At 38.0% G+C, this 14648-nt stretch carries 11 protein-coding genes; 1 reads left to right on the top strand and 10 read right to left on the bottom strand.

From position 1 onward, the window contains the following. Positions 1-74: 74 nt before the first annotated feature. From lolB1 to ABIB40_RS11575, 10 genes are all read right to left on the bottom strand, one after another. A complete protein-coding gene (gene lolB1 / locus ABIB40_RS11620; RefSeq protein WP_354359204.1) occupies positions 75-869 on the bottom strand; it encodes a lipoprotein insertase outer membrane protein LolB1 in 795 nt (264 codons plus the stop codon). Then, positions 847-2535, bottom strand: coding sequence for a tetratricopeptide repeat protein (locus ABIB40_RS11615; protein WP_354359202.1), 1689 nt, complete (start codon positions 2533-2535; stop codon positions 847-849). Before ABIB40_RS11615 ends, lolB1 begins: the two co-directional genes overlap by 23 nt. 98 nt (positions 2536-2633) lie before the next feature. Continuing rightward, positions 2634-4127, bottom strand: a complete 1494-nt coding sequence (locus ABIB40_RS11610; protein ID WP_354359200.1) for a lipopolysaccharide biosynthesis protein — start codon at positions 4125-4127, stop codon at positions 2634-2636. Positions 4128-4328: 201 nt separating this feature from the next. Continuing rightward, positions 4329-4619, bottom strand: coding sequence for an acylphosphatase (locus ABIB40_RS11605; RefSeq protein ID WP_354359418.1), 291 nt, complete (start codon positions 4617-4619; stop codon positions 4329-4331). Positions 4620-4721: 102 nt separating this feature from the next. After that, positions 4722-5669, bottom strand: coding sequence for an NAD(P)H-dependent flavin oxidoreductase (locus tag ABIB40_RS11600; protein ID WP_354359198.1), 948 nt, complete (start codon positions 5667-5669; stop codon positions 4722-4724). Positions 5670-5679: 10 nt separating this feature from the next. Further along, on the bottom strand, positions 5680-6846 hold the full coding sequence (locus ABIB40_RS11595) for an amidohydrolase family protein (protein ID WP_354359196.1): 1167 nt from the start codon (positions 6844-6846) through the stop codon (positions 5680-5682). 180 nt (positions 6847-7026) lie between these two features. Then, on the bottom strand, positions 7027-8013 hold the full coding sequence (locus ABIB40_RS11590) for a glycoside hydrolase family 5 protein (RefSeq protein ID WP_354359194.1): 987 nt from the start codon (positions 8011-8013) through the stop codon (positions 7027-7029). 390 nt (positions 8014-8403) lie between these two features. Beyond that, positions 8404-9726: a glycosyl hydrolase gene (locus ABIB40_RS11585; protein WP_354359192.1), complete on the bottom strand. Its 1323-nt coding sequence runs from the start codon at positions 9724-9726 to the stop codon at positions 8404-8406. Positions 9727-9778: 52 nt separating this feature from the next. Next, positions 9779-11104, bottom strand: a complete 1326-nt coding sequence (locus ABIB40_RS11580) for a glycoside hydrolase 5 family protein (RefSeq protein WP_354359190.1) — start codon at positions 11102-11104, stop codon at positions 9779-9781. Next, positions 11101-13899: a TIM-barrel domain-containing protein gene (locus ABIB40_RS11575; protein ID WP_354359188.1), complete on the bottom strand. Its 2799-nt coding sequence runs from the start codon at positions 13897-13899 to the stop codon at positions 11101-11103. Before ABIB40_RS11575 ends, ABIB40_RS11580 begins: the two co-directional genes overlap by 4 nt. 294 nt (positions 13900-14193) lie before the next feature. On the opposite strand from ABIB40_RS11575, the gene ABIB40_RS11570 reads away from it, so the two are divergent. After that, a complete protein-coding gene (locus ABIB40_RS11570; protein WP_354359186.1) occupies positions 14194-14565 on the top strand; it encodes a hypothetical protein in 372 nt (123 codons plus the stop codon). Positions 14566-14648: the final 83 nt, after the last annotated feature.

Genomic DNA, 14648 nt, shown 5'->3' with positions numbered 1-14648 from the left:
TTAAAATAATTCATCAAAACTTCATTCTTTTTCGGCGAATCGGAAGTTTGCAAGCACCAAAAAAATGTAGAATGTTATTTAACAAGTTCAAAACGGCTTGGCACGTTAAATGGGAAATTTAATGCACTATTGCCTTCTACTTTTACGTAATCAATCGCAATAATTATTTTTTTTGCACCAGAAAGAGTATTTATCTTTAATGTGCCAGGAACAAGATAATCGTCCAGCTTCTGATAATTATTATAAGTCACCTTTAACGCTTGGCCAGACTTAGAATCGCTTAGGTTAGTTTCTTCTACTTTATAAAGTGTGTTAAATAGAAACTTATAATCTAAATCTTCTTTACTTCCGCTCAATGTCCAAACGCCATTAGCCAGTTTTACATTTGCGTCTAAATTTAAAAAACCCGAGATGGCATTGCCTGTTAAAATATTTTGCAGGGTGTTAAAATTAACTTGCTTGTTGGTAAAATTGTAAATATAACTGAACGGTTTTTTAATATACCTGCCCTTCAGTCTGTCCATTATTTTTATGCTATCTGGCGTAATCAATGCGCGCGCAACTTCTACCACGCCGCCCACAGCGGTTATGCTCACCCAAATAACCTGCTTATCCTTAATCCTAAAATTCATGGTTACATCGTTCGCTTCGCCATTGATGGTTAAATTGGCCTTGCCTTTTAAGCTTAAGGTATTAAATTGGAGTTGCTTACTCTTTAAAAGATTTAATGTTTCACTTTTTGTATCCGGAGGAACAATCGAATCAACCTTAGGCTTCGGCGCCACTACTACGGCTTTTTTTGTTCCGCAAGATGTTAGTAAAACTGCGATGATTACAACCGCAACACTATTTGAAATATTTTTTTTCATTTATTTTTCTAATTAAAATTTTTGATGTGTTTCCCGCATCTTTTGCCAATTGCCATTTTTGAAAGGCTTTTTCATTATCGCCCAAAAAATATAAGATGTCTCCATAATGCTCCAAGTAAACACCATTGTTTGTTTTTTTGTTTTGTACAGCAACTTCTATCCATTGTTTTGCCTGTGCATACTTTTTCTGTTTAAACAACACAAAAGCGTAGGTATCGGTAATTGCAGAATTTTCTGGTTTTGCTTTTGCGGCCGTTTGGGCATACCCTGCTGCAACCGTTAAATCTTCATCGCGCAAAGCTAGAAAATATGCTGCCTTGGTCATTATTTGATAATTGTCTGGCTCTTCTTTAACGGCCTGATAAAATGCCGCCTTTGCGTCACCGAGGTTGTTTTTGTTGATAAGAATATCTGCTTTTAGGGCATAAGATTGAGCCGACAAACTATGGTCTTCAATCCCTAATGCCAATGCATTTGCAATATTTTTTAAGGCTTCGTTAGGGATTTCCGTGCGATATTGCGCATAGGCCAAAAAATAGTATAAGCTAGCCTGATTGGGATAAACGGTCAAAGCCTCGTTGCATACTTTGATTGCTTCATTGTATTGCCCAATCAAATTATGAGTGTTTATCAATCCCTCCCAAACGCTGAAAACCTGATCGTTTATTTTAAGCGATTCCTCATATTTTTTAAGTGCTTCTGCAAATTTTTCTTGCTTAAAAAGCACGTCGGCGTATAACGCCAAGGCTTTTGGGTCTGTTGGGTTTTGCTTTACCAATACTTCAGTCAATGCGTTGATGTTGTCCACAGCTTCTTTACCTTCCATTTTGGAGAATAAACTCCCAACAATTTGCACCTTGTCGTTTAAAGGCATATCTTCTATCTCGAAAGCAGATTTTAAGGCTTCGAAAGATTGAATAGGTTTACCAATTTTGCGATATACATCTGCCAGGGCAAGCCAAACCTGATAATTATTGGGATTCAATGGCGCTGCTTTTTGCAAAACCGCCAAGGCTTCATTGTTGCTGCCTTTTTGCATCAACAAACCAGCTGCGTATAAATATTCTTTGGTACTTGCGTTATTGCTGTCTAACAATTTTACAATCTCGCCAGATTTGGTATTGTTTTGCTCCGCCCTATTTCTTGCATTATTAAGTTCAGTAGATGAGCCAAACTTCTGTTCTATAGCTTTGTATGTGGCTTTTGCCTCTTCTGCTTTATTTGTTAGCAATTGAACATTTGCCTTATCAAAATAGTAAGCCCTATTCTCTGGATCTAGCTTAATCAACTTATTTAGTACAGCATCTAATGCCGAAACATTGTTGGCGGCTTTATAAATTTCTGCCAGCAACTGCAAATAATATTTGTTTTCGGGTTTTAAATTAGCGGCGGCCGCAGCATGCTGGGTGGCTTCTACTAAATGGTTTAACCGCAAATCTACCTTCGCCACCTCATAAAGGGCTGCATCGTTTGTTTTATCTAGAGATAAAACCTTAGTAAAATTGAGGGTTGTAGCCTCATCATTGTCCAACAACTTTTCCCTTAATCCGGCAAAAAACAGCTCTTTGACGGCTAGGCTATCTATTTGAGCAGAAGAAATTACATCGCTTTGCGCAAAGGCCGTTGTAGAAAATAACAGAAGAAGGATACATGTTACCTTACACATAATGTTGCCTAGTTGTTTAGCGCCGTGTAGATTTGCCTATTAAGATGCTTCGAATTTGAGTACGTCTGCAAGATACAGATTTTCTTAGGCTCAACGAATTACGCATTTCTCCTTAACATTTTCATTAATTCGTTCTTTTCAAAATAGGCAATCAATCCCACAAAGGCTATCAACATTGCGTTGCCGATGTAAATATTTCGGTGAAACACGAAGAAAGACAAGAACACAAGCACAATGGATAATAAGAGGTAACTTCCTATTCTTTTTAAATCGTAAGGAATTGGATAATGCTTTTGTCCCAGGATGTATGACATTACCATCATGCTTGCATAAGCAGCCAAAGAAACCCATGCTGATGCCATATAGCCATATTTCGGAATCAATAGAATGTTGAAAACGATGGTAATAAATGCCCCAACTACAGAAATATAAAGCCCAAATTTGGTTTGATCGGAAAGACGGTACCATACAGAAAGATTCATATAAATACCCAAACAAACATAGCCAAGTAAGAGATACGGAATGACGGGTAAACCCACCCAATATTCTGCACGGTGGGCGGCATCTCTAGAGATAAAATATTTTAATATTTCTATGTTGGCAATTAGTGCGACAAATATAATCGCCAAAGCGATGCTGAAATATTTTAAAATCGTGGCGTATGTAGTTCTGGCATTTGCGTGTTTTGCGTGACTAAAGAAAAACGGCTCTGCACCAAGCCTAAAAGCCATATTAAAAATACTCATAAAAATGGCTATTTTGCATACCGCGCCATAAATACCAACATCCTTATCGCTAAGAAACCTACCCAATAGAAGTTTATCCAAATTTTCGTTGATGATAAACGAAACATTTGCAGCCAAAATGGGCCAACTGTATTGCGCCATTTTTTTAAACATTGCCTTATCAAAATTAAACCTTACCTGTAAAATTTCGGGCAACAATAAAATAAAGGTAATTATGCTTGCACATAGATTACCAATAAAGACATACCCTAGCCACTTTTCCCGGTACCAGCCCGCAAAAAAGTGCGCCGTAGACCAGTGATTTTTGATAATGTATGGAACAACGTATATAAAGAAAAGGATTATAGTAACAGAGCTTAAAATGTTTATAAACTTAATTAGACTGTAACGAAATGGCTTTCCATCTGCCCTTAATTTAGCAAACGGGATAAGGGCAATCGCATCGAAAAAGAGTAGAAACACAAAATATAACACATACCTCCGCTGATCTTGATATTGCGACATATCGTTGCTTGACAACCATTTAGAAATCGGATTTATAAAAACTAACCCTGTAATTAATAGCAATGAAGCCGAAAAAGCTACGATTAGAAAAGAATTGTTATACACCTGTTGCTTTTTGTCCTCGTGTTTGTTCAGATATCTAAAATAGGTGGTCTCCATTCCAAAGGCCAAAAACACATTAATTAGCGAGGCCCAACTGTACATCGTAATAAGAATGCCATACACGGCGGTAGCATACGTGTGCGTAAAAACCGGAGTAAGAATGAAATTTAGCAGACGAGAGAAGATGGTGCTAATACCATAAACCATCGTTTGCCCCGCAAATTTTTTAAATACTGACAAGGAGTTAGATTTGAGATGTGGAATGTGAGATGTGAGACATTTTAGCTAAGATATGAGTATCGAGATATGAGACTTTCGATGGAACGAAGAGCAAAGACAGGGTACTTAACTGCACAATAGCTGAACAAATGACTTGCTTAACCACTAACCTAGCAGATAGATGTGAGACTTTAGATGTGAGATTTAAGATTAATTTCATGCTTAACAGTTTTTGCCATTCCTATTTTTTAAAATCTCGAAGCCTTTATGATTTTTCAGTTCACCTTCAATAACACCTACCTCTTCTACCTTTGCACCGTCGGGTCCTTCCTTGCACCAAGTTACCAACTCATCGACCATAAAAATTTCTCCTTCTGCCTCTATGTAAACCGAACCGTCTTTTTCATTTCTAACAAAGCCGTTTATGCCCATTTGATTGGCCACCGCTTTGGTGCTTGCTCTAAAAAACACGCCCTGTACTTTTCCGGTAACGGTTATCTTTAGGTGTTTAATTTCTGCCATGGTAATTTGACGTTTTTATCTTCGATTAAAACCGATTTATTTTTGTCCACAAAAGTAAAACTAATTTTTGGTTTAGGCCTACGCGATAAATGTCTACAATGCTGTTAACGCTTTTAGGCCAGTTCGAAATTCCTGCCAAATGTCTTCTAAAATTTTTGCTGCTGGTTTATTTTCATTCAGCATGGCCGATACTTGCCCAATTTCGAGCTCACCATTATCCATATCCCCTTCAAACATGCCAAGTTTTGCTCTAGCCCTGCCTAAAAGCTCCATCAAACTTTTTCTATCTGCGCCTTCTGCTTCTGCTTGCGCTACGGCATCTGAAAACTCGTTTTTAAGTAGCCTTACCGGCACCAATTTTTTCATTGCCAATTTGGTATCGCCTTCGGCAGATGAAATAATTTTTTCCTTAAAATTGGCATGCGCCGACGATTCCTTGGCAACTGCAAAGGCAGAACCGATTTGGACTGCCGATGCGCCTAGCGCAAAAGCCGCTAACATTGCTCTTCCGCTTGCCATACCTCCAGCAGCAATAACCGGAATTTTTACGGCATCGCAAATCATAGGGATTAAACATAAAGTAGTCGTTTCTTCGCGCCCGTTGTGCCCGCCGGCTTCAAATCCTTCAGCAACGATAGCATCTACGCCTGCTTCTTGCGCCTTTAACGCAAATTTTGTGTTTGCCACCACATGCACCACAATAATTTCTTTTGCCTTTAAAGTTGGCGTCCACGTTGTAGGATTGCCAGCTGAGGAAAAGACAATGCCAACATTCTCCTCAAGAATTACCGCAAAAATTTCTTCGACATTTGGGTAAAGAAGAGGCACATTTACCGCAAAAGGCCTGTTTGTTGAAGCTTTACACTTCGTTATATGCGCGCGCAAAACCTCTGGGTACATTGATCCAGCGCCGATAATCCCCAGGCCACCGGCATTACTTACCGCAGCCGCTAAACGCCATCCGCTACACCAAACCATACCGGCTTGGATGATGGGATATTGTATGCCGAAAAGTTTACAAATGGGATTTTTAGTTTCCATACCTTTCAAATTACAACAACTTTTCTACTTTGTTGCTTAAAATTTCAAAATCGTTAGATAGCTGAATAAGGTTTAAACCAGGCCGTTTACCTTTCTCCAAGCTGCCAAATTGCGCATCAAGATTTAAAAATCCGGCACCGTTTTTTGTCGCCCAGCTCAAAAGGTTTTCGAAAGGAATGTTTTTTTGCTTTTGTAGTATTTGCATTTCTGCCAAAATATTAAGTTGGTCGTTACTTGCCAAACTATCTGTGCCCAAAGTTATTTTTACTTCTTCATCTATCAACATTTGCACATCGGGCAAAGTATTTTCGATGTAGAGATTTGCCTGCGGACAAAGGCACCAGTACAAGTTTGGATTGTGCTGTTTTGCAAATTCAACATCAGCTTTGCTGCTAAAAGTGTTGTGAACCAACAATGTTTTTTGCGTTTCGAATGCGCTTAACCAAGTCTTTAATGAAGATTTTCCACTCGCTTGAAAATGGGAAACATCAATACCCAAAAAATTGAAAAATGGCAAAAAATCTCCTTCTCTTTTTTCAAAAAATAAATTTTCGGCTTGGCTTTCTTGGTTGTGGATGCTTAGAAAATCGTTATTTATCGATGCGTAATCATTAAGCAATCCTATCAGCTTTGCTGAAACAGAATAAGGTGCATGCGGAACAATGCTGGATTTTAGCGGTAAAAATTCATCGCGTAAAGCAATTGCATTTTCTAGTATTTCTTCTGCTTTCGCGGGATTAAAACCCAAGGTTTCTATAAAAGTATGGTAATGGATATTGCTCTGCAATTTTATCTTTTTTGAGCCAAGATTGTTGCTAATGTCGCCAACAGCTACAATTCCATTCTGCCACATTGCTGCATCGGCGGCTAACATAGCGCTATCTATCTCCTCCGTACTTTGACCGCGCTTGGTAATTACAGTTTCTACAAACTTTACCAAACCGGTATGTTTCGGAACAATTCCCCGCATAGCCGATAATTCTATATGGCAATGGGTATTTATAAATCCGGGCACTATCGCACCGCGATATTTTTTCACCTCAGCTTTAATTGTTTTTGCCTGTTCGGCGGAGAAAATTTCTGCAATTATTCCACCTTCATTAACTGCAATAACGCCATTTTTAATAGGTGGAGAACTAACTGGAAAAATCCAATCGGCAGAGAAGTATTGTAGCATGTACAAATTAAAGGAAATATTTCTCGGGATTCGAAATGTAGCAATAAAGGTTTTTTTATCGCAGGCTACTTTGTCTAGTGCTTGGTAAATTCGATTTAAACAATAAAAAGTGCTTTTAGAAATTAGATTCTATTTATCATCCAACGAATCCTGAAATTACTCAAACCATATTTCGCTATTTCAGTTCCGCTTATTTTGCTTTAAGTTATTAAATACACGTTTCCCAAAAGCAGTTAAACTGTCTACGTTGCCATCGCCATTTTTGGTAAGGAAAGGCTTGTTGTGCCATGACCATGCAGTGTAGCCTAGACTTAGACTGTCTATTAAAGCTAAGTGAGGGTCCAGAAAAGAAGCTAATTGTTCTTCATTATTATAATTTGGCTCTTCTGGGCCAATTTCGCCGATAAAAAGCGGTAGATTTTTGTCGAGGATTCCCTTCCAATATTTATCAAATTCTGGTTTGCTTTTATAACCAGAACCGGGCTTTTGTGGATAGAGGTGTGAACCATAAACAATGTTTTTGTATGGCAATGGATTCTTCATAAACCCACCCAAGTCGTAGCCCCAATCTATACCGTTTACCAGAATAAGAGCGTTAGGGTGCACCCCTCTTATTCCTTCAATTAGTTTAACAGCCCATGCAGCCCAGTCTTGGTGTGTACAATCTCTCGGCTCGTTATAAATATCGTAAATAACTGCTGGCTCGTTTTTATATCTTTTTGCCACCTGCTTCATTAACTCAACAGATTGTTGATTTGGCAATGGATTAATTTTTAGCTTAGTGTTAATCCATTGAAGATCAAAAATGGTATAGATATTTCTCGATTTTAATGAATCGATTATATTATCTATCAACTTTCTATAATTTCCGTTCTCGTTATTAAGCCACCATTGCTGATTTATAGGCAAGCGCACAACATTTATGTTCCAACGATTGGCAAGTGTCATCAATTCTGAAATTGGAACTTTTCTTCCAGTGCTGTCGTATTCCAGTCCGCTCACATTTACACCTCTTAAAATTCTCTTCTCACCGTTGTCTTTATTTACAATAAATTTGCCCTTTGTTGCCAACCATTTTATGTTATTTGCCGCTTTTCGATTACTGATAGTTGAACATGCTGCTGCAAATAGCGAGATACAAAGTGTAATAAGCATCAATTTTTTCATAGTGTTTATTTTATTTCAATAACCTTAATTTGAGGAGTTTTTTTTGATTATCCGTAACAACTCCAAATCCTGTAATATTGGCAATAATAAGCCTTTCGAACAGCCTATCTTCAAAGTATCTTCCGTTGAGTTTGCATAGATTCGAGCTCCGCATAACAATACCACTTCTCAGAGAGGCTCTATGTCTGCTTTTTTTGCATTCATAGCGCTAGAATATCTGCATAGCACACACTTTCTTCGTCAAAATGGCTTTAATCGGGTCTGCTAATTCGGCTGTAATTAATTCCATATTGTGTTTTACCGGTCCAAAATTGCGTTGCCCAAAGTATTAGTAACAATTCTATTTTTTAAAATTTTCGCTCTACTTCTATGTCTTTGAATAAGCGAATTTCAATGGTTCTTAAATTTGCTTAAATCCGATCTAAAGTCACCTAACATAATAGACTGTTTCTTTTGCACATATTTAATAAAATCTTTCCCTGCCGCTGAACTTTTATACGTTGGAACGAAATAACCGTCATCAGGATCTAATGCAGTTCGGTCTCGGTTGTTACTCCAACTTTGCCAAATAACAGTATATGCTACATGAACGTTCTTATCGGTAATCCAAGAAAATAAATAATCGTTATACCAGTTAATGGTAGGTTTTCTGCCGTCTTCTTCAGACGGAATACCACGGTCACCCGCCTCTGTAATTGCCGCTATTTTATCATCTTCTTTCGCTATTAACGACAAACCTTGTAGCTTAACCTTAAATTCATTCAAACTTGCTGAAGGATTCTCTTTACCTGTATAAAGATCCATTCCGTAGATATCAATAAAAGCTAAATCGGTTGAATCTTTAGGTAGATAACTACTAAATTCATCTCGATAACGACGAGCGATTTCTTCATCATCTTTTGCATTTTCAAGATTTACATCATTCAATTTATCTGTTGAAAATGCAATGAGTATCCCCGGAAGTTGTTGCTTTAAATATCGAGCAGTTTCAACAAAAACCTTCATCAATGCTTCTTTTCCATTCAATGGCTGGTCTCCGCGGAGCCACTTGAGCCCCCACCAAAACCAGTCGCCATCGGCTTCATGAAAAGGCCGGAAAATTATTCCAGAACCATCAGCAGATATACGTTTCAATCTTTCTGCCATGGGTTTGAGCCTTTGCATTTTGTATGCCATCCACCATTTATCTTTTGTGGCAAAACCATTCGCAATATGATAGAAAGGCTGTTCTTTCTTCATCAACTCAATGTATGGATTGTTATTACGTTCATCCATACGATACGCTCTTTCTCTATATCCTGGCAATAATACCGGTTGAATATGCCAATCGAAAGCTATTAAACCTCCGTTATCACGATACAGTTTCATTGCTGCTAAACTTGCCTCTACCTCTGCCTTACGATTTGGACCATCCGTAATATCCAAAATCAATTTGAAAGCGTCGTATCCCATAATGGCGGGAAGTTGTCCAGTCATTTCCTTAACATCCGATTTTTGGGTCGAAATATTTTTTCCTATTTCGTTCTTGGTTTTTATTTCCCAATCTTTTTCGCCCCCAACACCCATCATAATGGTACTTTCATGACCAAAAAGATGTTTGCCATCTGCAGAATATTGAATAGTTTTTAAATATTTAGCAATAGTTGCTCCGTTACTTAAAGGCACTTTCGAAGATACTAATCCAGGAGTCTTACAACTTTGAAAAAGTATCATTGAAAAAAGAAAAAACAGAAGTGTAGGTTTTGTTAGCAACAAACTAATATGATTATTTCTTTGCAGAAGATAATTTATCAATCTCGTGCGCATACTTAGAAATTATTTTCAAAGTACTCTCATCCGTATTGAAAACTGAATTTAACCCCTGCGCCTCGCTATATGGATCTGCTGTATAAGTAATGTCGCCGGGTTTCCACATACCATCTTTTTGTGGAGTTCTGCCTTCGCCGCCCCATCCCCAAAAATTTAGTCCTCCTAATGGAGATTTTGCCTGAATGGAATCTTTTAAAAGTTGAAATACAAATTTATAATATTCGTCTCTGGCAGTGGTGGGCGTGTCTGGCTCATGCTTTTCGCCATCTCTCACAAAGCCAAATTCTTCCATAACAATGGGCTTGTCTAGTTTTTTTGCCAACTCTAAATGTTCGGCAAAATACTGCGCAGTTTTTTGCTTGGTTTGTTCCATTTCCGGCTTATCGAATTTATACCATCCCCAGTTTTTTGGCCACATGTGAAAAGTCATATAATCGATATACTTACTGCTATGTACTTGCAAGGTGTAATCCAGGTTGTTTAAAGTACCTTTGCTGCCTTCGCTACCTGTGGTAACCAACTGATTTGGGGCGATAGAGTGAATAAATTCCGCAGTCTTATCTACCCAATTAGCAAAAATCTTCACTTTCTCCTCTGCATTTCCAGCGTTAGATGGGCGAGGTTCGTTTGCCAGTTCCCAGGTCATTACGGCTGGGTCGTTTTTATATGTTTTTTTGGTGTACACGTTCGTGCGATTAACTAACATGTTTATGTACTTTCTATACAAATTTTGTGCTTTTTGATTTGTATAGAACGTAGCAGAAAATTTTATGGCCTCGTCCCAAGTCTGGTTTTTATTAGTTACAGGATCTATCACCGGTTTTCCAGTTGTCCAAGAAACGTACTCCGCCATACCGCCGCTCCAATCCCAATAGTTATTCATTACCAATACGGCACGCATGTCTCTTTTTGCCATTTCTGCGAGCAAGAAATCTAGTCCTTCTAAAAGTTTTTCGTTGTAAGTTCCATTTTTGTATTGGAACGGCGGACTTAAAGGCAGGCCGTAATCAGATTCTTCTGATGCAGCTACAACGCGTAGATTTTTAACCCCTATTTGCTGTAATTGATTTAGTTCTCTAATCAATCGCTCGCGATTTCCGTATTCTGTATCGGCACCCAAATACGCGCCATACCAAAAATTAGTTCCAACAAAATGGTAGGGTTTATCTTTAATGGTAAAATTGGTATTCTTTACTTTTACAAAAGCCTGTTTTGCTTTGCATGACACTAAGGCGATACCGGCTATTACAACACAAATGGCATTAACTATTAATTTTTTCATCGTCCTTTAATTTTAATGGTGATGGAATTTCCGTTATATTTTACTGTTTTATCAATTTTAGCGCTTACTAAAGAACCAGTGCCATGGGTTGCATCCACAAAAATTACGTTAATAGTTCGTTCCTCTAACATTCCAGGAAATGTACCTTTCCGTTCTCCAATAGTTAACGTTTTCGTTGCCTCGCTCCAATTGAACGGAATGGTGCTAAAAATCCCTTTTTCGTAGTTGTTGTTGTCATTTTCATCCTCATAAAGACTAAATGAGCCATCCGCACCTGTATAAACCCTTAATTCTAACGGATCTGCCTTTTTCTCCGTTGCATATTGCAAATCTGGCCCAAAGGGAATAATTGCCCCAGCTTTAATAAACAAAGGCATTTCATTTATTGGAGTTGACGTATTGATGGTTTCTCCACCAGCATATCCTTTGCCAGTCCAAAAATCTACCCAATCGGCGCCTTTTGGCAAATAAACACTACGTGTTTTTGCACCAGGATCTGTTACCGGATTTACCATAAGAGAAGGCCCAAACATAAACTGATTATCTATGTTGCGTACTTTTTCATCATTCGGAAAATCCATCACCAAGCCACGCATCATGGTATAATCTTGATGATTTACCATCCCATTAAGGGTATAAATATATGGCATAAGCCTGTAACGCAACTTATTAAACTTTAACTGTGTTTTATAAGTTTCTGAATTTTCGTCGCCAAAAAACCAAATTTCTCTTTCTGTATTAGAGCCGTGCGCCCTAAAAATTGGGCAAAACGCACCAAACTGATACCACCTTGTATACAATTCGCGGTAAGCAGGGTTTTTATTTCCACTAGGATATTTTACCCAAAAACCGCCAATATCAGTTGTCCAATAAGGCATGCCCGACATAGAAAAACTTAAGCCCGCAGGGATAGAGGCTTTTAAATTATCCCATTGGCCGGCAATATCTCCAGACCAGATTACAGTACCATATTTTTGCTGGCCAGCAAAGGCAGAACGGGTTAAAATAGTCACCCTTTTTTCTGGCGAAGCTTCCATTTGCCCATCAAATACGCCCTTGGTGTGTTCTAAAGGATAAGCATTTAAATTGGCTACACCCGGACCTTCGAAAGTTGGATTCATAAAATGCGCCATATTTTCTGGCGTTGCATCATGATCTGGCATTTCGGGTTCGGCGGCATCCATCCACCAAGCATCTACCCCTTTGCTGTAGAGCTTTTGATCAATCTGGCTCCAGTACATTTTGCGCGCCGCAGGATTAAATGCATCGTAATAAGAAAAATTATAGTTGAGGAAATCGACTAGATTTTCTTTTAATGGCTTTGGATAAAGAAAGCCTGTTTTATAAAGTTCTCTAAAATTATCGCTGTTGCGGTAAAATTTCCCCCAGATAGAAATCATAAACTTGGTGTGCAAATCTTGATGCAAAGTATCTATCATAGCCTTAGGATTTGGATAACGAGAAGGTTCGAAAGTGGCAGAACCCCACTGGTCGATTTTCCAATATTGCCAATCTTGTACAATTAGATCTAAGGGAACTCTTCTTTTGCGAAACTCTCTAACCGTGTTTAATATCTCATCTTGAGTTTTGTAGCGCTCTCTACATTGCCAAAAACCCATTGCCCATTTCGGTAAAATGCTGGCCTTACCTGTTAATGTTCTATAACCAGAAATAATTTGATCCATATTTTGGCCGCCGATCACGTAGTAATTAATCTCTTCGCCTGCTTTAGACCAAAGTGAGGTTACGGATGTTTGGCTTGGTTCTCGCCATTTAAGTTGGAATGAATTGTTTTTGTGAAACCGTTGCCACACTATTTCTATTTTATATTTCTTTCCTTTTTCCAGATTGATGCGACCCATATCGCGGGCATTTGCATAAGGAGCCCAATTGTTCAGCACCAATTTACCGTCAACTTTCAAACTAAATGTTCCATCAGAATAGCTATAAAAAGAATATTCGCCTGTTCTATCCGCCTGTAAGAAACCTGTGTAAGTCGCCAATTTTACAGGCGCCTCTCTTAAAAGTGCAATATTTGCTGTCTGTGCGCTTTTAACTGACGGCTCTTTATCAACTTCACTTCCAGTTATGGTTGAAGATAATCCCCCTTTAACATTATTTTTATCAAACAGTAATTTTGCCGGGATGGCAACGATAGAATCTGGATGGTTAAACTTGGTGTAAGATAAGTTGTTCCACAATAAACCGTAGCCTTTGGTCGACACAAAAAACGGAATATACACTTCGGTATTGTGCTGATACAAATCTAAATCGTACCCTTTAATATTTAACAACCTGTCTTGGTGCTGGCCTAACCCGTAAATGGCTTCATCTGTAGGCGATTTAAACTGTTGTTGCACAGAATGTGTTTTGTAGTCTTCGAAACTACTTGGCAATATGGTTTTACCACCCCCCGTTTTCTCTGCCAACAATGGTTGATTGTCCTTGTCGAAAAAAGCCACTTGTCCGTTGATCTTATCAATCTTCGCGGTAAGTTTAGCGGTAGAAATAACAACTTTATTATTTGCTTCGCTCACTCTAAACTTGGGCTTCGGAAAGTCATCTTGTATAAACAAGCTTTTTTTCGTCGAAAAAGTATCGGCAAGCGTATACCTTATTTGCATAATCTCATCAGTTACTACGGTAATACCAAGTTTAGCCTGGTTAATTTTTAACACTACCGTATTGTTTTCTACGCTATATTTATCGCCCGATTTTTGGGAGTAGGCACTGGAGATAAAGCAACATATTGCGATTAGGCTCGCTGAAAAAGACTTAGAAAAATGTATCATCATAAAGCTTTTAAAGAATTTGGTATTTAAAGGGATTGGTTAGCTTTCCAAAAATATGCTTTAAACGCATTAAAAGTTGATACTATTTAAGCATTTAGTTTCCCAATTTGGTTGCAAATGATGTTTCAGTTAATGTTTCTTCAACTATTTTAAAAAAGAGGATATAAATGTGGGAAACATTGGTATTTGTGAAATAATTGTATCTATTATTAAAGAGTGCCTTGCTCATAAAATATATTAATGATATTGTAGCGTTTTCACTTTAGCTATCGTTTACGGGATAACCAAATTATTTTTATGAAAAGAGGTTCATTATTGCTCGCCTTAGTACTTCTTCTTTCTTGTCAGAAAAAAGTACCTATTGAAAATTTAACTTTTGAATCTTGTAATTTAGCAAGCACAGAAAGAGTTATCGTCATGGCTAATCAATCTGCAACATTAACTTACACCAAGAAATATAGAAATTTTGCGTTTCAAGAATATACCTATATAATAACCCTCCCAGATACAACAGCTTTTATTGTATGCAATATGCCGCCAACTATTAGTTTAAAAGAAGGGAAGGTTAAAAATATTGTTTTTAGCGGGAATAGAGTAGTCCCACCTTTCGGTGCCGATTATTGGGCGACAAAAGTTGAGCTAATAAAGCTTAGATTTGTAGAGCCTTAAAACTCTCAAGCATGCTAATCCTAAAATCCATTTACGATATTTCTAAATTCGTCGAAAGCTTGCCGTTTTAAATAGATGAAAAA

The sequence above is a fragment of the Pedobacter sp. UYP30 genome, assembly GCF_040547165.1.
Classification (GTDB): Bacteria; Bacteroidota; Bacteroidia; order Sphingobacteriales; family Sphingobacteriaceae; genus Pedobacter.
The sequence above is the reverse complement of the archived record's forward strand: the minus strand, read 5'-3'. Positions and strand labels throughout refer to the sequence as shown.

Bases quoted from the DNA above. Each gene is read 5' to 3' on its own strand.
- lolB1 (WP_354359204.1), bottom strand. From the start codon at position 869: ATGAAAAAAAATATTTCAAATAGTGTTGCGGTTGTAATCATCGCAGTT.
- ABIB40_RS11615 (WP_354359202.1), bottom strand. From the start codon at position 2,535: ATGTGTAAGGTAACATGTATCCTTCTTCTGTTATTTTCTACAACGGCC.
- ABIB40_RS11600 (WP_354359198.1), bottom strand. From the start codon at position 5,669: ATGGAAACTAAAAATCCCATTTGTAAACTTTTCGGCATACAATATCCC.
- ABIB40_RS11595 (WP_354359196.1), bottom strand. From the start codon at position 6,846: ATGCTACAATACTTCTCTGCCGATTGGATTTTTCCAGTTAGTTCTCCA.
- ABIB40_RS11590 (WP_354359194.1), bottom strand. From the start codon at position 8,013: ATGAAAAAATTGATGCTTATTACACTTTGTATCTCGCTATTTGCAGCA.
- ABIB40_RS11585 (WP_354359192.1), bottom strand. From the start codon at position 9,726: ATGATACTTTTTCAAAGTTGTAAGACTCCTGGATTAGTATCTTCGAAA.
- ABIB40_RS11580 (WP_354359190.1), bottom strand. From the start codon at position 11,104: ATGAAAAAATTAATAGTTAATGCCATTTGTGTTGTAATAGCCGGTATC.
- ABIB40_RS11575 (WP_354359188.1), bottom strand. From the start codon at position 13,899: ATGATGATACATTTTTCTAAGTCTTTTTCAGCGAGCCTAATCGCAATA.
- ABIB40_RS11570 (WP_354359186.1), top strand. From the start codon at position 14,194: ATGAAAAGAGGTTCATTATTGCTCGCCTTAGTACTTCTTCTTTCTTGT.